Raw genomic sequence first — 16,780 nt, forward strand, 5'->3', positions numbered from 1 at the left:
CGAAATGGCCGAACCCCTGGACGATTATATCGACGCCGTCGCCAAAGCGCTGGCGCTGCCGGTGGAAGATTCCTGGCGGCCGGCGGTGCGCGCGAACCTCGAAGTATCGCTGAGACTGGCGCGGCTGGTCGATGAATTTGCATTGCCCGACGAAACCGAGCCCGCCAGTGTCTTCGCAGCCTGATCGCGCCATGACCGTTCAACAGACCGCTCAAGAGATCGCGCAGGCCGTGAGCGGTGGCAGGATGACCGCGCTTGCGGCGACCGAAGACGCGCTGGCGCGGATCGCCAAACATGATTCCGTTCTGAACTCCTTCACTGACGTGACCGCGGATCGCGCGCGGGCCAAGGCGCGCGCGGTCGATGCGGCGATTGCGGCGGGACAAAAGGTGGGCCCGCTCGCGGGCGTGCCATTCGCGGTGAAAAACCTGTTCGACGTCAAGGGCCTGCCGACGCGCGCAGGCTCGAAGATCAACCGCGACCTTGCGCCGTCGTCGCGCGATGCGACGCTGGTCGAGCGCATGGAGGCGGCGGGCGCCGTCCTGGTCGGCGCGCTCAACATGGGCGAATACGCCTACGACTTCACCGGCGAGAACGTCCATGACGGCCCGTCGCGCAATCCGCACGATCCGACGCGCATGACGGGCGGCTCCTCCGGTGGTTCCGGCAGTTCGGTCGGTGGCGGCCTGGTGCCGATCGCGCTGGGCTCGGATACCAACGGTTCGATCCGGGTGCCGTCGTCGTTCTGCGGGATCTTTGGCTTGAAGCCGACCTACGGCCGTCTGTCGCGGGCGCGCTCGTTTCCGTTCGTGGCGAGCTTCGATCATCTCGGACCTTTTGCGCGCAGCGTCGGCGATCTCGCGCTGGCCTACGATGCGATGCAGGGGCCTGATGCGGATGACGCCGCGTGCACCACGCGGCCGCTCGAGCCCGTGACGTCACAGCTCACGCAAGGCATCGGTGGGTTGCGTGTCGCAATAGCCGGCGGCTATTTCCAGAAGAACGTGTTTCCGGAGGCCGTCGAGGCCGTGGCGCGCGTTGCCAAGGCGCTAGGTGCGACGCAGGCGATTGAAATCCCCGAGGCTGCGCGCGCGCGGGCCGCAGCTTACGTCATCTCCACCACCGAGGGCGCGTCACTGCATCTTGATCGCCTGCGCAAGCGCCCGAACGATTTCGATCCGGCGGTGCGCGATCGCCTGATCGCGGGCGCGATGGTGCCGGCGCCGCTGGTCGATCGCGCGCAGAAATTCCGCCGCTGGTATCGCACGCAGGTGCTGGAGCTGTTCAAGTCGGTCGACGTGATCATCGCGCCGGCGACGCCCTGCACCGCGCCAAAACTCGGCCAGGTGACCTTCAAGCTCGACGGCGTCGAACTGCCGGTGCGCGCCAATATCGGCATCCATACCCAGCCGATTTCGTTCATCGGGCTTCCCGTGGTCGCGGTGCCGGTGCCGCTGGCGCCGATGCCGATCGGGGTTCAGATCATCGCCGCACCGTGGCGCGAGGATATCGCGCTTCGCGTCGCTTATGCGCTGGAGCAATCCGGCGTTGCTGCGGCGCCTGCGCCAAGAGGACTTTAGCCATGGATATCGATCTTCCCGACGTGCTCACTGAGGTGTCAGCGCAATTCGCGCGCTATGAAACGGCGCTGGTGTCGAACGACGTCGCGGTGCTGGACGAATTGTTCCGCAACGATCCCCACACGCTGCGCTACGGCATCAACGAAAATCTCTACGGCTATGAGGCGATCATGGCGTTCCGCGCCGGCCGCTCGCCGGTGGGGCTGATGCGTACGACCGACAAGACCGTGATCACCACCTATGGCCGCGATACCGCGGTCGCCTCGACGTTATTTTATCGCGACGTGTGGAGCGGCAAGAAGGTGGGGCGCCAGATGCAGACCTGGATACGGTTTCCCGAGGGGTGGAGAATCGTCGCCGCCCATGTCAGCATCATTGACGAGCCGGCCTCGTAAAGGGATCGGAGTCGAAGGGATTTTGGGTCAAACGACATGAGCCTTGACGATCTTCCAACGCGCATCCCGCAAGCCGGCCTAGAGTCCGAGCCGGTGGTGCGGCGTGTCGACCGCGCCTCGCCGCAGGCGGACAAGGTCACGCGCGCGGAGGAATTGCGGCTGCAGCTTGCCGACGAGATCGTGCGCGGGGTGCTGGCGCCGGGATCGGGGCTGGATGAGACCGATATTGCGCGGCGCTTCAGCGTGTCGCGGACGCCGGTGCGCGAGGCGCTGCGGCAGCTGGTGGCGAGCGGCCTGGTCGAATCCCGCGCCCATCGCGGCGCCGTGGTGGCCCAGCCGTCGATCGAGCGTCTGACTGAAATGTTCGAGGCGATGGCGGAGCTGGAAGCGCTGTGCGCAGGACTCGCCGCGGAGCGGATGCCGGCCGCGGAACGCCAGAAGCTGGAGGCGATCCACGAGGAACTGCGGGTGCTGAGCTATGCCGGCAATCCCGAGCGGTTCCACGAAGTCAACGAGCGCTTTCACAACGCAATCTATGCCGGCTCGCAAAACGGCTATATCGCCGAGATGACCTTGGCGACGCGGGTGCGGGTGCAGCCGTTCCGCCGCGCCCAGTTCCGCAATCTCGGGCGGCTGGCAAAATCGCACGCCGAGCACGACCGCGTCGTGGTCGCGATCATGCGCGGCGACAAAACCGGCGCGGCGGGCGCGATGCGCGCGCATATCGAACTGGTACGCGGGGAGTATGAGATTTACGCGGTGTCGCATCCGTAAGCGCCGTCATTCCGGGGCGCCGCAACGCGGCGAACCCGGAATCCATTTCTCTGCGGGGACGTTGCTTCGCTTGAAATCAGGACCAACTTGTTGGCGCTATGGATTCCGGGTTCGCGCTTCGCGCGCCCCGGAATGACGGCCTACACCTTCTGCGCCATGAACGCGCGCCAGCCACCGAACGCGGAAATATCGCGCGCGCCTGTAACAGCCGCCGGTTCGACCAAAAATCCCTTCACGCCGCGGCCGTCCGCGAGACGAATGGTACCGATCGACAGCGGCGGCGGGATTGCGGCGACGAATTTTCCGAACGCCGCCGCCGACAGCGCCCACAGTTCGAGCTTGATCGACGACCCCGCGCCCGCCTCGACGCGCAGCATGCCGGGTTTTGGCGGCGTGGTGTCGAGCGCATAGAGCTTGTAGTCCGGCGCGGTCGAGGCTTCTTCCAGCAGGCGTCCGCCGAGATCAGTCAGTTCGCCGTTCAGCGCCATGCCGGAGAGATGCGCGCCGACCGCCGCGATCGCGATTTCGTCGCCACTCAGTTGCGGCGACAATGCTGCGAGCGGCGGCTGCGTCAGGTCCTTGGCACCCATCTTCAGTCCGGTATCGGCGTGGAAGGCGCGGCCGATGCTGGCGAGCTGCGCGTCATGTCCGGCAGGCGCGAGCAGCGTGATGCCGAACGGAATGCCGTCGGACCGCATCGCGGATGGCAGCGCCAGCCCGCAGAGATCGAGCAGGTTGACGAAATTGGTGTAGGTGCCGAGCCGGCTATTGAGCTCGATCGGATTGGCCAGCACCTGCGCGGTCGAGTAGGCGGTCGGCGCGGTCGGCAGCACCAGCGCATCGACATTGCCAAAGGTGCGCTCGGCGACGCGCCGCAGCGCCTGCAGCCGGTAGAGCGCGGCGAACGTATCGGCTGCGGTCGGCCGCGCGCCGGCTATGGTGATCTCGCGCGTGACGGGATGAATCGAATCCGGCGACGACGCCAGGAGATCGCGGATCACCAGATAGCGTTCGGCGACCCAGGGTCCCTCATAGAGCAGCCGCGCGGTCTCATAAAACGGCTCGAGATCGAATTCGACCAGCGTCGCGCCCAGCAAGGTCCAGCGCTTCAGCGCCTCGCCATAGGCCTGCTCCGACTCACGGTCGCCGAAGAAGACCAATTGACCGTCGCGGGGAACGCCGAGCCGGAGTTGTCCGGGAAATGCCGTGACCGCGCCGAGCGGCCGGTCGCGTGAAAACGGATCGGCGTCATCAGGGCCGGCCATCGCTGATAGTGCCGTCACGGCGTCGTCCACCGTGAGCGCGAACACCGAAACGCAATCCAGCGTGCGGCAGGCCGGCACCATTCCGGCATTGGAGATCAGCCCGAGGCTCGGCTTCAACCCGACGATGTTGTTGAGCATCGCCGGCACACGGCCACTTCCTGCCGTGTCGGTGCCGAGCGCGAGCGGCACTAACCCAGCTGACACCGCGACCGCCGATCCCGAACTCGATCCGCCTGGGATGAGATCGTTGCGGACCGGGTTGACCGGGGTGCCATAGGGCGAGCGCACGCCGACCAGGCCGGTGGCAAACTGATCGAGATTGGTCTTGCCGATGATGATGGCGCCGGCCGCGCGCAGCTTTGTGACCGCGGTCGAGTCCCGCGTCGGCAGATAGGAAAAGGCCAGGCAGGCGGCCGTGGTCGGCAGGCCCAGCGCGTCGATATTATCCTTCACCGCGACCGGTACGCCCAGCAGCGGAAGCGTCGCCGGATCGTTTGCGCTCAGCGCTTGCGCTTCCGCCAGCGCGTCCTTTTCGTCGCGCAGGGAGATGAACACGGCGGGATCGTTGTGGTCGCGGATGCGCTGATAGCTGCGCGCGACGGTTTGGGCCGGCGTCATGGTGCCGGCGCGGTGCGCGGCGACGATCGCAGCAACGGTTTCAGTCACGTGATGCCCGTCCTGGGTTGGCTGAGGTCAGTCACGATCGACTTCCCAAAGCGAGGAGTTCCATCCGGATTGAAGCAAGCGATGTGCCATTGTGTACAATTAAGGATGCAACCCGCGAGACGGCAATAGCCCTGCAATGTCCATAGTTTAATTGCCTTGTCGGAAAACGAAGCATGCTCGCGCTCCAAGCGCGGCGCCTTGTCTCTGCCTAATTTATAGGCGGCGTTGTCAGCTGTCGGGCTTGGAGTTCGTGCGCGCCCGCGCGCTCAGGTGAACGCTGACAGAATCCGGAGCAACTGCTCCCGGTTCTCGGCCCCGATCTTCTCGGCTACGTGACGTTCATGTTCGGCCGCGAGCAGCTTGAATTGCCGCAGCGATGCCTCGCCCCGTGCGGTCAGATGCAGCGCGTGGGAACGGCGGTCGGTCCGGGACTGGACGCGGCGCACCAGCTTGCGGTCTTCGAGACTGTCCAGGAGGTGCACCAGCCGGGCGCGCTCGATCCCGAGCCGTTTGGCGACCGCCATCTGGCTCAGGCCCGGATTGGCGCCGATCACCGTCAGCACCGAATACTGCGTCGGCTTGATATCGACCGCCGCCAGCGTCCGGATGAAATCCTGAAAAATCCAGATCTGGAAGCGCCGCACCGCGTAGCCGGCATGGCCGACCAGCCCGTCGAGGCCGACCTCGATATCCTGCTCCTGGTGGCGTGCCTTGCCATTTCCGCCGCGCTTGCCGTTCGCGGAAACCGCGGTTTTCAAGGCTGGTTGGGCCGCTCTGCTGGACACATGCTTCTCCCCGCGTCGCTTCCCTTCTAGCGCTTTGCGAATGGGAAGGAAATATTGTTGTTGACGACAACAATTGTTGCGACCAACAATATGCGCAAGAGCGGCCCGAAGAGGCCGGCGGCCGACGGGCCGCGCGAGGAGGAAACCGATGACGACAGCCGCCGCCACAGGCCGCGACCAATCCGAAGCGCTGTTTGCGAAGCCCGTGATCTCTGCCGATCGCCGCACGGACGGCAGCATCATCCTGAAATCGACGGTGCCGCTGAATCCAGGCGCGCGCTGCGTCGGCGACTGGCTGGAACATTGGGCGCGGCAAACGCCGGAGCGGATTTTTCTTGCCGACCGCAAGACACCAGATGCGCCGTGGAACACGCTCACGTATGCCGATGCATTGCGGCAGGTCCGCTCGGCCGCGGCGTGGATTTTGGCGCAGGAGCTGAGCGCGCAACGGCCCTTGGTGATCCTGTCCGACAACAGCGTCGACCATGCGTTGTTCGCGCTGGCTGCCCAGCATGTCGGCGTGCCCTCGGCGGCGATCTCGCCGGCCTATTCGCTGATGTCGAAAGATTTCGACAAGCTCAAGGGCATGATCCGTCTGCTCGGACCCGGCGCGATTTATGTCTCCAGCGCCAATCCATTCGCGGCGGCGCTCGCGGCCATTGCGCCGCTGCACTCGGCTGCGATCGTCAGCAGCGATTCCAGCGACGGCGACGTGATCCCGTTTCCAAAGATCGCGGCGACGCTGGAAACGCCGGCCGTCGAAACAGCCTTCAAGGCGGTGACCCCGGACACCATCGCAAAATTCCTGTTCACCTCGGGTTCGACCGGCACGCCGAAGGCTGTGATCAACACCCAGCGCATGCTGACCTCGAGCCAGCAGGCCAAGGCGCAGACCTGGACGTTCCTCGAAGCGGCGCCGGGCGATCTCGTGATCCTCGACTGGCTGCCGTGGAGCCACACGTTCGGCGCCAACCACAATTTCAATCTGGTGCTGCGCAATGGCGGCACGCTCTATGTCGACGGCGGCAAGCCGGCGCCGGGGTTGTTCGCGACTTCGCTGGCTAATTTGCGCAGCGTGATGCCGACAGTCTATTTCAACGTGCCGCGCGGCTTCGACATGCTGATCGCGGCACTCCGCAGTGACGACGAGCTGTGCGGCAAGTTTTTCAGCGAGGTGAAGTTCGCGTTCTATGCCGGCGCTGCGCTGCCGCAGAATCTCTGGGATGCGCTGGAACAGCTCTCGATCAAGACGGTCGGCCGCGCGCTGCCGATGGTGTCGGCCTGGGGCTCGACCGAAACCTCGCCGCTCGCGACCGACTGCCATTTCCAGGCCAGGCGCTCCGGCAATATCGGCGTGCCGATATCAGGGACCGAACTGAAGCTGGTTCCGTCAGGCGACAAGCTCGAGGTGCGGGTGCGCGGACCGAATGTCACGCCCGGCTACTGGAAGGCGCCGGAACTCACCGCGCAGGCGTTCGATGCGGAAGGCTTTTATTTGATCGGCGACGCCGTGACCTTTGCCGATCCTGAGCGGCCAGAACTCGGATTGTTTTTCGACGGCCGCGTCGCCGAGGATTTCAAGCTCAATTCCGGCACCTGGGTCAATGTCGGCACGTTGCGCGTCGCCGGCATCGCAGCACTCGCGCCGCTGGCGCAGGATATTGTCGTCACCGGACATGGCGGCGATGAAGTCCGCTTTCTGGTGTTCCCCAACATCGCCGCTTGTCGTGACCATGCCGGTCTGCCCGACAACGCCGCCGCCGATGAGGTCATCGGCCACGAAGAAGTTCGCGCCGCGATCGGGCAGGGTCTCGCCAAACTGAAAGCGCAGGGCACCAACTCGTCCGGCCACGCCACGCGCGCGCTGCTGCTGGCCGAACCTGCTTCCGTCGATGGCGGCGAGATCACCGACAAGGGCTACATCAACCAGCGCGCGGTGCTGACCCGCCGGGCAGGCGCGGTGGCGGTGTTGGACGACAGCGCATCGGCCGAGTGGATCGGGTGCGCCGGCTAAGCTTCAAGAGGCGTTGCTTCGCGAAAGTTCGTGCCGGTAGGCGTCGACCAGCCGCGTCAGCATCTGAAGAAATGCCGCCCGCTCTGGCTTGCTGAGCGGGGCGAGCGTGTGTTCATTGAAGGTCTCGCCAGCCCGGCTTGCCTCATCGGCCCGCCTTTGCCCGGCCGCGCTGAGCGAAAGCTCGACCGCACGCTTGTCGCGGGACGATCGCTTCCGCCTCACGATGCCGGCCTCTTCCATGGCAGACAGGATCTTCACGAGGTTTGGCAGTTGCATCTTGAGCACGGCGGCGAGTTCGCTCTGCGTCACGGCCTCGTTGTCGCGCACGGTCATGAGGATGGAATATTCGACCGGCGACACTTCCAGCGCCTGGAAGTGCCGGAAAAAAGCTTCGAAATTCAGCAGCTGCAGGATCCGGATCATGAACCCGGGCGTCTGCTGTAACGCGCTCAGATCGAGCGACTTTCTCTTGTCATCGGCGGTTTCAACCAGCGGGGATTTTTTTGCCGCGGCGCGGCTGCGGGGCTTTTGCATTTGTTCAGTGATTCCCGGTCGAGATTGACTCTCCGAAAAATACTTATATTATATAAGTAATTTCGGCAGCGTGAAGATTGCCTTTTGGAGTTGTAAACACAGGGAGGTCCGGATGGGTCATGTTTTTTCGCGGCTGAAGATGCCGCTGGTTGCTGCGGCCGCGGTCCTGCTCGTCTCGGGCGCGCAGGCGCAGGAAAAAGTCCGTATCGGTGTGCTGAACGATCAGTCCGGCGTGTTCGCGACCTACCAGGGCATCGGTTCGGTGGTCGCGGCCCAGATGGCGGTCGAGGATTACGGTGGCAAGGCCGCCGGCAAGGTCGTCGAGGTGGTCGCGGCCGACCACCAGAACAAGCCTGACATCGGCGTCGGCATCGCCCGGCGCTGGTATGAAAACGAAAGCGTCGATGCGATCTTCGATCTGCCGAACTCGGCGATCGCGCTCGCGGTCGCAGGCATTAGCGAACAGAAAAACAAGGTGTTCATCGGCTCCGGCGCCGGAACCGTGCTGCTGACCGGCGCGAAATGCACCCCCAACACCGTACACTGGACCTACGACACCTACGCGTATGGCCACGGTCTCGGCAAGGCGGTGGTGGCGAAGGGCGGCAAGAAATGGTTCTTCCTCACCGCCGACTATGCGTTCGGTCACGATCTCGAAAAGCAGGCGATGGAAGCGGTCAAGGCCGCCGGCGGCGAGGTGGTCGGCGCCGTCCGCCATCCGCTGGGGACGGCGGATTACGCCTCCTTCCTGCTGCAGGCGCAAGGCTCCGGCGCTGATATCGTCGGCATCGCCAATGCCGGCGACGACACCATCACGTCGATGAAGCAGGCGGCCGAATTCGGCCTCACCCAGAAGCAGAAGCTGGTCGGCCTGATCCTTGGCATGAACGGGTTGCCGGCGCTGACGCTGAAGGCGGCGCAGGGCGCGCAGATCATGAACCCGTTCTACTGGGATCTGAACGACGGCACCCGCAGCTTCGCCAAGCGTTTCTCCGAGCGTCATCCGCAGAAGAATTATCCCAACGACATGCAGGCCGGCGTCTATGCCTCGGTGATTCATTACCTCAAGGCCGTCGACAAGGCCGGCGGCGCCACCGACGGCAAGGTGGTTGTCGAAGCGATGAAGGCGATGCCAACCGACGATCCCCTGTTCGGCAAGGGTTTCATTCGCGCCGACGGACGAAAAATCCATCCGCTCTACCTGCTCGAGGTCAAGAAGCCGGATGAGTCGCAGTCGAAATGGGACCTTTTGAAAGTGGTCGGCACGATCAAAGGCGAGGACGCATTCCGGCCCGAGAAGGACGGCGGCTGTCCGCTGTCGAAATAGACGGCGCGCCGCAGCGCGCGGCGATCGTTAGGGTCTGGCCGAAAAAGCAGCCAGTACTGTCTGAGCCTTCCTTAGCTGTCAGATTTCCTCCTTCGTCATGGCCGGGCTTGTCCCGGCCATCTACGTCTTTCGTGCTTAAAGGATGCAAAGACGTGGATGCCCGGCACAAGGCCGGGCATGACGAGCGTAGCCGCATGCAGCAGGGCCAAAGTTCCCGACCGAGCATTTCGTTGCTTTAGCAACTCTATATTGTTGCCACGGCAACTAATTCGTGCCAGTCTCTCGGTCAATGATGGCCGCAGAAGCAGTCCAGCTGCCGGGTCTCGCAGGGAGGTATGGATGGGCGAAAGCCAAAGCGGGTCACGGAACGCCGCCGTGTCATCCGCGGCGCGGACCGGTGCGCTTCATATGAAATGGTCGTTGCCGGACAGCCTATGGGCCGCCGACGCCCTTGACGGCATCGAGATTGCCGTGGACGCGGCGCAGCAGGTCGATCAGCACCTCCCGCTCGTCCTTGCGCAGGACGGACAGCAGCCGTCGTTCGCGTTCGAGCGCGGCGACGATGACCTTGTCGTGGGTCGCGCGTCCCTTCGCGGTCAGCGATATCGAATGGGTGCGACCGTCGTCCGGCGCGGTCCGGATCGCGACAAGCCCCCGTTTTTGCAGCATCGAGAGCGTGCGGCTGACCGGTCCCTTGTCGAAGCCGATCACGTGGCAGATGCGCGAGGCCGGAATGCCGGGCTCGATCGCCAGCAGCGACATGATCCGCCATTCCGTGACGTTGACGCCGAAATTGCGCTGATAGAACGCCGTGGCGCTGTTCGAGAGCTTATTGGCGATGAAGGTGATGAACGCCGGAACGTAGCGCTCGAGATCGAGGGTCGGGCCGTCATCGGCATCTGCGACCTCCGCCGGTCTCTGCCGGCGCGCATTCCTGGCGGGTGGTTGACTGCTCATGTCCCTGATCATCGCTGCAAACGCTGGGCTTGAGAGATAGAGACATGCGCCAGCTCTTTACAAGAACAAACTTTGGGAGGTCGGAATGAGTACATCAGGCTTCACGCCATCGGCGGGCGTGCCGCATATGGACATCGATCCGTTCTCGATCGAGTTCTTCGAAGACCCGCATCCCGCTCACGAGGTGCTCCGGGAAGCTGGGCCGGTCGTCTGGTTCGACAAGTGGAACGTCTACGGCGTCGCCCGCCATGCCGAGGTCCATGCCGTCCTCAACGATCCCCTGACCTTCTGCTCCAGCCGCGGCGTCGGCCTCAGCGACTTTGCGAAGGAAAAGGCCTGGCGGCCGCAAAGCATCATTCTGGAGGCCGATCCGCCGGAACATGCGCGCACACGGGCGGTGCTGAGCCGGGTGCTATCGCCGACGGTGATGAAGCAATTGCGCGGCAGCTTTGTCGCCGCCGCCGAATCCCGGGTCGAAGCGCTGCTCGCCAAAGGCAGCTTCGACGCCATCGCCGACCTCGCCGAGGCCTATCCGTTGTCCGTGTTTCCCGATGCGCTCGGACTCAAGCCGGAGGGGCGCGAAAACCTGCTGCCCTATGCGAGCCTTGTCTTCAACTCGTTCGGGCCGCCGAACAAGCTGCGTCAGGACGCGATCGAGCGCTCGGCGCCGCATCAGGCCTATGTCGCCGACCAATGCCAGCGTGAAAATCTCGCGCCCGGCGGTTTCGGCGCCTGCATCCATGCCCGCGCCGATGCCGGCGATATCACGGCCGCGGAAGCGCCATTGCTGGTGCGCTCGCTGCTCAGCGCCGGCCTCGATACCACGGTCAACGGCATCGGCGCCGCGGTCTATTGCCTGGCGCGTTTTCCCGATCAATGGGCACGGCTGCGGAGCGACCCAACGCTGGCGCGCAACGCCTTTGAGGAGGCGGTGCGCTTCGAAAGCCCGGTGCAGACGTTCTTCCGGACCACCACACGGGACGTCGAGATCAGCGGGTCGCGGATCGGCGAGGGCGAGAAAATCCTGATGTTCCTCGCCGCAGCCAACCGCGATCCGCGGCGATGGGACCGGCCTGACGAATATGACGTGACGCGCAAGACCAGTGGCCACGTCGGTTATGGCTCCGGCATTCACATGTGCGTCGGCCAGCTGGTCGCGCGGCTGGAAGGCGAGGCGGTGCTTTCGGCGCTGGCAAAACGGGTCAGTGCGATCGAGATCACGGGGCCGCCGACGCGGCGTTTCAATAACACGCTGCGGGGCCTCGAAAGCCTGCCCGTGTCCATCAAAGCAGCGTGAGCCTGATCATGCCGACCATCATTTTCAATCGTCCCGACAACCGTTCCGAACGCATCGACGCGAGCGTCGGCGCCAGCGTCATGCAGGTCGCAACCACGCACGGCGTCGACGAGATCGTGGCCGAGTGCGGTGGCAACGCGATGTGCGCGACCTGCCATGTCTATGTCGATGAGGGCTGGATCGCGCGGCTCGCGCCCATGAGCGAGGAGGAGGACGAGCTGCTCCACGGCGTCGCCGCCGAGCGGCTGCCGAACAGCCGGCTGTCCTGCCAGATCAAAATCACGCCGGAACTCGACGGCCTCATCGTGCGGCTGCCGGACCGGCAGATCTGAATTCAAACCCGGCGCAGTCCGGGAACAACAACGATCACATCCATAGGGAGAGAATGATGAAGAATATCAGGGTCTATCTGGCGCTCGCGCTATTCTGCGCCGCGTTCGGACCGGCGCGGGCGGAGATTTCCGAAAACGTCGTCCGGATCGGCGTGCTCAACGACATTTCCGGCATCTTCCAGGACACCAACGGCATGGGGTCGGTGGAAGCCGCGCGCATGGCGGCGGAGGACTTTGGCGGCGGCGGCAAGAACATCAAGGTCGAGATCGTCTATGCCGATCACCAGAACAAGGCTGACGTCGGTCAGGGGATCGCGCGCAAATGGCTCGATGTCGAGGGTGTCGATGCCATCGTCGATGTGCCCAATTCGGCGGTCGGGCTCGCCATCAATGCGCTGGTGCGGGACTCCCGCATGACGTTCCTGGCGTCATCGACAGCGAGCTCCGACCTCACCGGCAAGGCCTGTTCGCCCAACACCATTCAATGGGTCAACGACGCGTGGGCCACCGGCAACACCACGGCGGCGGCGATGATGGGGCGCGGCGGCAAGGACTGGTACTTCGTCACGGTCGACTATGCGCTCGGCAAGGGCATCGAGGCCGAGGCCACCAACTACATCGAAAAGAATGGCGGCAAAGTGCTGGGCTCGAGCAAGCATCCGCTCGGTACGTCGGACTTCGCGTCGTTCCTGCTGCAGGCGCAGAGCTCCAAGGCCAAGGTGATCGGCCTTGCCAATGCCGGCGGCGACACCATCAATGCGGTCAAGCAGGCCAATGAGTTCGGTATCCAGCAGAGCGGCCAGACCATGGTGGCGTTCCTGTTGTTCGTCAACGACGTGCACGGCATGGGATTGAAGATCGCGCAGGGGCTGCAACTGCTGGAGGCGTTTTACTGGGACATGGATGACGACACCCGTGCGTTCGCCAAACGCTTTGCGGCGCGGCCCGGCATGAACGGCAAGATGCCGAGCGGCAATCAGGCCGGCGTCTATGCCTCCACGCTCGCCTATCTCAACGCGGTGGCGGCGACCGGCAGCGACCATGCCAGGGACGCCGTGCCGCAGATGAAGAAGTTCAAGGGCAAGGACAAGCTGTTCGGCGACGTCACCATCCGCCAGGACGGCCGCGTCATCCACCCGATGTATCTGTTCGAGGTAAAGAAGCCGGCGGAGTCGAAATATCCGTATGATTATTACAAGCTGGTTTCGACGATTCCCGCCGATCAGGCGTTCCGGCCGATGGCCGATGGCGGGTGCTCGCTGGTGAAGTGAGTGCGGTGATGGCTTACCTCGCCCCGCTTGCGGGGAGAGGTCGGATCGCCTCGGCGATGCGAAGCATCGTCCGGTGCGATCCGGGTGAGGGGGTACAGGTCTCACGACACACTTCGCTCGTGGAGAGAGCCCCTCACCCCGACCCTCTCCCCGCAAGAGCGGGGCGAGGGAGAAGAGGCTCACCCCGTCACCTTGCTCGAGCCCTGCGTGATCAGCCGCGCCGCGCGCTGGTTCCTGGCGTGGATCCAGAGCCAGCTCATGGCGACGCTGAGTCGGTGGCGCAGGCCGATCAAGAAATAGATGTGGGCGATGCCCCAGATCCACCAGGCGAGATTGCCGCGCAGCTTCATCCAGCCGAAATCGATCACCGCCTTGCGCTTGCCGATCTGCGCCAGGCTGCCGGCATGCTTGTAGCGGAACGGTGGCAGCGTGCCGCCGCCGAGCCGCGCCTTGATGAGGGCTGCGACGTAGCGGCCCTGTTGCTTTGCCGCCGGCGCAATGCCGGGCACCGGATTTCCGCTCGCATCGGCAATCGTTGCGGTGTCACCCACAGCGAAGATATCGGGATGGCCGGGCACTGTCAGGTCCGGCTTTACCTGCACGCGGTAGGCGCGATCGGCAGGCGCGCCCAGCCATTCGGCCGCGCGCGAGGCACGCACGCCCGCGGCCCAGATGATGGTTTTCGCGTCGAGCTTGGTGTCGCCATAGACCACGCCATCGATGCTGCATTCCGTCACCGGCTTTCCCAGCATCACTTCGACGCCGAGGCCCTCAAGCGAGGTTTGAGCGTAGGCCGAGAGATCGTCGGGAAAGCCCGCGAGCACGCGAGGACCTGCCTCGATCAGCACCACGCGCGCCTTGCTGGTGTCGATGTTGCGGAAATCCTGCGGCAGCGTGTCCTTGGCGAGGTCGGCAATGGTGCCGGCGAGTTCGACGCCGGTGGGACCCGCGCCGATGATGACGAACGTCAGCAGCGCGGCGCGCCGCGCCGGATCGGTCTCGCGTTCGGCGCGCTCGAAGGCGACCAGGATGCGCCGCCGCAGCGTGGTGGCGTCCTCCAGCGTTTTCAGCCCAGGTGCGAACGGTTCCCATTCGTCATGGCCGAAATAGGCGTGGCGCGCACCGGTGGCGAGGATCAGCGTGTCATAGGGCAGCGCCTCGCCGTCATCGAGGAGCACATGCTTGCCCGCGGCGTCGACGCCATTGACGTTGGCGAACAGCGTCGTGACATCGGGCCGGTCGCGCAGGAGATAACGGATCGGCCAGGCGATCTCGGAGGTCGCCAGCGATGCGGTGGCAACCTGATAGAGCAGCGGCTGGAACAAATGGTGGTTGCGCCGGTCGATCAGCGTGATTTTTACCGCTGCGCCGGCCAGCCCGAAGGCGGCTTCCAGCCCGCCGAAACCGGCGCCGACGATCACCACGTGGTGCTGACGTTTCGGCGCTGATGTCATGGAATGCAGCCTCGGTTCGAGATGTCTCCGTGCCTCATTATGTAGTTATTTGTGCACTGCTTCCAAGAGAAGCTTCAAGGCGCGTTTGCCAATCGACCGATAGCGAAAGCGCATCGTGAGCGGTGAAACAGCAGCGAAAAATTTTGCTTACGCTGACGACGGCCACACGGTCGACGCTTCGATGATCGCAGCGGTTCGCCGGTAATGCTCGGCCAAATAACGCACGGCGTCTTCGCTGCGGCGTAGCGTGGCGTCCATGATCTGCTGATGCTCGGCGGCAACATCGCGCGCCGGCGTTCCCGCCACCCGGCCGACCAGGCACGGCAGCCGGTAGCGCTGGGTTTCGACATAGAGCTGGTCGGCCAGGTCGAGCAGCCGCGGCGATCCGCAATGGGCGATCAGCGCCCGATGGAATTGATAGTGCCGCTCGTCCATCGCATGCATGTCGACGGCGCCTACTTCGCCGGAGAGGCGCGATTGCCGTTCGGCCTGCAGGCTGAGCGCATGGAAGGCGGCCACAATGGCGGCTTCCCAATCATCGTCGCCGTCGCGCATCGATCTGCGCAGCGCGTCGGATTCGATCAGAATACGGGTTTCCGTCGCGTCCTTCATTTCCGCGCGCGACAGCGGCGCGACCGAAAAACCGCGCAGCGCCGTCGAGAGCACGAGCCGCTCGGACTGCAGCCGCATCAACGCCTCGCGCAGCGGCGAAAAGCTCAGGCCGTAGCGCTGCTTCAGCGCTTCGAGGCGCAGCGGCTTGCCCGCGTCGAGCGCGCCGGAGACGATGTCGGCACGCAGACGCTGATAGGCGACTTCGCTCAATGTTGCGGGCTCGCCGGCTCCTTCGCTGACGATCCGGCGGTCGCTTGCCACGCCTGCCATGTTTCCTGCTTTCGCGGTCGCCGTTAGTGGATTGGGTTTCTTTCGAAAATTTTCTATTGCTTCGAAGATATATATTATTTTATATGATTGGTAACCCAGGGAGAGCGAAATGGCAACAGGACGCCGTGAAAACCACCGGGAAGACGTCGCCGGGCGCGCCAATGTCGAGGACACCCCGGAATTGCTCGCCTATTACGACGAGCTGGAAAATCTGGACGCGGGTGCGCTGTGGACGGTCGCCAACAAGATCGAGCCCTGGCAGCCCAAGTCGTCCTCCGTCCCTGTGCTTTGGCGCTATGAGGACCTGCGCCGGCATGTGCTGCGGTCCGTCGAACTGGTGTCTCCCGAAAAGGCCGGCCGACGCGTCATCTACCTGAACAATCCCGGTCGCCGTGATCATGCCGCCGCCGTCGGCTGGCTCTATTCGGGTCTGCAGGTGATGCACCCCGGGGAGGTTGCCTCCGCCCATGCCCATTCCGCCTCGGCGCTGCGCTTCATCATGGAAGGCGAGGGCGCCTACACCATTGTCGATGGCCACAAGCTCACACTCGGCGCCAATGATTTCGTCCTGACCCCAAACGGCACGTGGCACGAACACGGTGTTTCCAGCGATGGCACGCCGTGCATCTGGCAGGACGGTCTCGACATCCCGCTCGTCAACACGCTCGAGGCCAATTTCTACGCGGTGCATCCGAAGATGCAGCAGGAGGTCGGCTATCCCGTCGACGACATGACCCACGCCTGGGGCAATCCGGGCCTGCGCCCCGCGGGCGCGGAATGGACGCGCGGATATTCACCGCTCCTGAAATACGAGTGGGGCCCGACCTACGAGGCGCTGCAACGCTACGGCAAGGCCTCCGACGGCTCGCTTTATGACGGCGTGCTGATGAACTACGTCAATCCCGTCACCGGCGGTCCTGTGATGCAGACGATCGGTGCGTCGATGCAGCTGCTCCGGCCCGGCGAGGCCACAAAGGCTCATCGTCACACCGGCAGTTTCATCTACCAGGTCGCAAAGGGAAGCGGTCACTCGATCATCGACGGCAAGCGCTTCGACTGGAAAGAGCGCGACATCTTCTGTGTTCCGTCCTGGTCCTGGCATGAGCATGTCAACGGCTCCGAACGCGACGACGCCTGCCTGTTCACCTTCAACGATCTGCCTGTGATGCACGCCCTCGGCCTGTATCGCGAGGAAGCGTATGGCGACAATCAAGGCCGGCAGCCGCTGACATCCTAGGGAAAACAAC

Annotated in this window: 16 protein-coding genes; 10 read left to right on the top strand and 6 right to left on the bottom strand. The window is 64.2% G+C overall.

Translation table 11 applies throughout. The features are described 5' to 3' along the window. Nucleotides 1-4 precede the first annotated feature (4 nt). The 4 genes from JQ611_RS02015 to JQ611_RS02030 are packed head-to-tail and all read left to right on the top strand — an operon-like array spanning nt 5 to nt 2,749. A complete protein-coding gene (locus tag JQ611_RS02015) occupies nt 5-184 on the top strand; it encodes a DUF4089 domain-containing protein (protein WP_192735513.1) in 180 nt (59 codons plus the stop codon). 7 nt (nt 185-191) lie between these two features. Then, nucleotides 192-1,580, top strand: coding sequence for an AtzE family amidohydrolase (locus JQ611_RS02020; protein WP_249132837.1), 1,389 nt, complete (start codon nt 192-194; stop codon nt 1,578-1,580). 2 nt (nt 1,581-1,582) lie between these two features. Continuing rightward, entirely contained in the window at nt 1,583-1,975 is a 393-nt protein-coding gene (hpxZ, locus tag JQ611_RS02025) for an oxalurate catabolism protein HpxZ (RefSeq protein ID WP_212267440.1), read from the top strand. Between the two features lie 36 nt (nt 1,976-2,011). Continuing rightward, complete coding sequence (locus JQ611_RS02030; RefSeq protein WP_212267443.1) at nt 2,012-2,749, top strand: GntR family transcriptional regulator; 738 nt, start codon at nt 2,012-2,014, stop codon at nt 2,747-2,749. A 140-nt stretch (nt 2,750-2,889) separates the two neighbouring features. Here the strand turns inward: JQ611_RS02030 and atzF are convergent, their stop codons facing one another. Together atzF and JQ611_RS02040 are read right to left on the bottom strand one after the other, a co-directional pair. Further along, nucleotides 2,890-4,680, bottom strand: a complete 1,791-nt coding sequence (gene atzF / locus JQ611_RS02035) for an allophanate hydrolase (protein ID WP_212464369.1) — start codon at nt 4,678-4,680, stop codon at nt 2,890-2,892. 266 nt (nt 4,681-4,946) lie between these two features. Beyond that, on the bottom strand, nt 4,947-5,438 hold the full coding sequence (locus JQ611_RS02040) for a MarR family transcriptional regulator (protein WP_212464409.1): 492 nt from the start codon (nt 5,436-5,438) through the stop codon (nt 4,947-4,949). A gap of 175 nt (nt 5,439-5,613) precedes the next feature. On the opposite strand from JQ611_RS02040, the gene JQ611_RS02045 reads away from it, so the two are divergent. Continuing rightward, a complete protein-coding gene (locus JQ611_RS02045) occupies nt 5,614-7,479 on the top strand; it encodes a feruloyl-CoA synthase (RefSeq protein ID WP_212464370.1) in 1,866 nt (621 codons plus the stop codon). Nucleotides 7,480-7,482: 3 nt separating this feature from the next. Here the strand turns inward: JQ611_RS02045 and JQ611_RS02050 are convergent, their stop codons facing one another. Beyond that, entirely contained in the window at nt 7,483-8,013 is a 531-nt protein-coding gene (locus tag JQ611_RS02050; RefSeq protein WP_212390837.1) for a MarR family winged helix-turn-helix transcriptional regulator, read from the bottom strand. A 139-nt stretch (nt 8,014-8,152) separates the two neighbouring features. On the opposite strand from JQ611_RS02050, the gene JQ611_RS02055 reads away from it, so the two are divergent. Continuing rightward, entirely contained in the window at nt 8,153-9,340 is a 1,188-nt protein-coding gene (locus JQ611_RS02055; RefSeq protein WP_212464410.1) for an ABC transporter substrate-binding protein, read from the top strand. A 432-nt stretch (nt 9,341-9,772) separates the two neighbouring features. Here JQ611_RS02055 and JQ611_RS02060 read toward each other — a convergent pair whose 3' ends face one another. Further along, complete coding sequence (locus tag JQ611_RS02060) at nt 9,773-10,297, bottom strand: MarR family winged helix-turn-helix transcriptional regulator (protein WP_212267453.1); 525 nt, start codon at nt 10,295-10,297, stop codon at nt 9,773-9,775. A gap of 85 nt (nt 10,298-10,382) precedes the next feature. Between JQ611_RS02060 and JQ611_RS02065 the strand changes: the two genes are divergently transcribed. The 3 genes from JQ611_RS02065 to JQ611_RS02075 are packed head-to-tail and all read left to right on the top strand — an operon-like array spanning nt 10,383 to nt 13,197. Next, entirely contained in the window at nt 10,383-11,594 is a 1,212-nt protein-coding gene (locus tag JQ611_RS02065; RefSeq protein WP_212464371.1) for a cytochrome P450, read from the top strand. Between the two features lie 8 nt (nt 11,595-11,602). Then, nucleotides 11,603-11,926, top strand: coding sequence for a 2Fe-2S iron-sulfur cluster-binding protein (locus tag JQ611_RS02070; protein WP_212267457.1), 324 nt, complete (start codon nt 11,603-11,605; stop codon nt 11,924-11,926). Nucleotides 11,927-11,982: 56 nt separating this feature from the next. Then, complete coding sequence (locus JQ611_RS02075; protein WP_212464372.1) at nt 11,983-13,197, top strand: ABC transporter substrate-binding protein; 1,215 nt, start codon at nt 11,983-11,985, stop codon at nt 13,195-13,197. 179 nt (nt 13,198-13,376) lie between these two features. Here the strand turns inward: JQ611_RS02075 and JQ611_RS02080 are convergent, their stop codons facing one another. Both JQ611_RS02080 and JQ611_RS02085 read right to left on the bottom strand, forming a co-directional pair. After that, a complete protein-coding gene (locus JQ611_RS02080) occupies nt 13,377-14,651 on the bottom strand; it encodes an NAD(P)/FAD-dependent oxidoreductase (protein ID WP_212464373.1) in 1,275 nt (424 codons plus the stop codon). Between the two features lie 147 nt (nt 14,652-14,798). Further along, entirely contained in the window at nt 14,799-15,533 is a 735-nt protein-coding gene (locus tag JQ611_RS02085) for a GntR family transcriptional regulator (protein ID WP_212464374.1), read from the bottom strand. Between the two features lie 109 nt (nt 15,534-15,642). Between JQ611_RS02085 and JQ611_RS02090 the strand changes: the two genes are divergently transcribed. After that, nucleotides 15,643-16,770: a cupin domain-containing protein gene (locus JQ611_RS02090; protein ID WP_212392079.1), complete on the top strand. Its 1,128-nt coding sequence runs from the start codon at nt 15,643-15,645 to the stop codon at nt 16,768-16,770. Nucleotides 16,771-16,780 lie beyond the last annotated feature (10 nt).

It is taken from the genome of Bradyrhizobium sp. AUGA SZCCT0182 (assembly GCF_018130185.1).
Taxonomy (GTDB): domain Bacteria; phylum Pseudomonadota; class Alphaproteobacteria; order Rhizobiales; family Xanthobacteraceae; genus Bradyrhizobium.

Coding starts and splice junctions, on each gene's coding strand:
- JQ611_RS02015 (WP_192735513.1), top strand. CDS start 5: ATGGCCGAACCCCTGGACGATTATATCGACGCCGTCGCCAAAGCGCTG.
- JQ611_RS02020 (WP_249132837.1), top strand. CDS start 192: ATGACCGTTCAACAGACCGCTCAAGAGATCGCGCAGGCCGTGAGCGGT.
- hpxZ (WP_212267440.1), top strand. CDS start 1,583: ATGGATATCGATCTTCCCGACGTGCTCACTGAGGTGTCAGCGCAATTC.
- JQ611_RS02030 (WP_212267443.1), top strand. CDS start 2,012: ATGAGCCTTGACGATCTTCCAACGCGCATCCCGCAAGCCGGCCTAGAG.
- JQ611_RS02045 (WP_212464370.1), top strand. CDS start 5,614: ATGACGACAGCCGCCGCCACAGGCCGCGACCAATCCGAAGCGCTGTTT.
- JQ611_RS02050 (WP_212390837.1), bottom strand. CDS start 8,013: ATGCAAAAGCCCCGCAGCCGCGCCGCGGCAAAAAAATCCCCGCTGGTT.
- JQ611_RS02055 (WP_212464410.1), top strand. CDS start 8,153: ATGCCGCTGGTTGCTGCGGCCGCGGTCCTGCTCGTCTCGGGCGCGCAG.
- JQ611_RS02060 (WP_212267453.1), bottom strand. CDS start 10,297: ATGAGCAGTCAACCACCCGCCAGGAATGCGCGCCGGCAGAGACCGGCG.
- JQ611_RS02065 (WP_212464371.1), top strand. CDS start 10,383: ATGAGTACATCAGGCTTCACGCCATCGGCGGGCGTGCCGCATATGGAC.
- JQ611_RS02070 (WP_212267457.1), top strand. CDS start 11,603: ATGCCGACCATCATTTTCAATCGTCCCGACAACCGTTCCGAACGCATC.
- JQ611_RS02075 (WP_212464372.1), top strand. CDS start 11,983: ATGAAGAATATCAGGGTCTATCTGGCGCTCGCGCTATTCTGCGCCGCG.
- JQ611_RS02080 (WP_212464373.1), bottom strand. CDS start 14,651: ATGACATCAGCGCCGAAACGTCAGCACCACGTGGTGATCGTCGGCGCC.
- JQ611_RS02085 (WP_212464374.1), bottom strand. CDS start 15,533: ATGGCAGGCGTGGCAAGCGACCGCCGGATCGTCAGCGAAGGAGCCGGC.
- JQ611_RS02090 (WP_212392079.1), top strand. CDS start 15,643: ATGGCAACAGGACGCCGTGAAAACCACCGGGAAGACGTCGCCGGGCGC.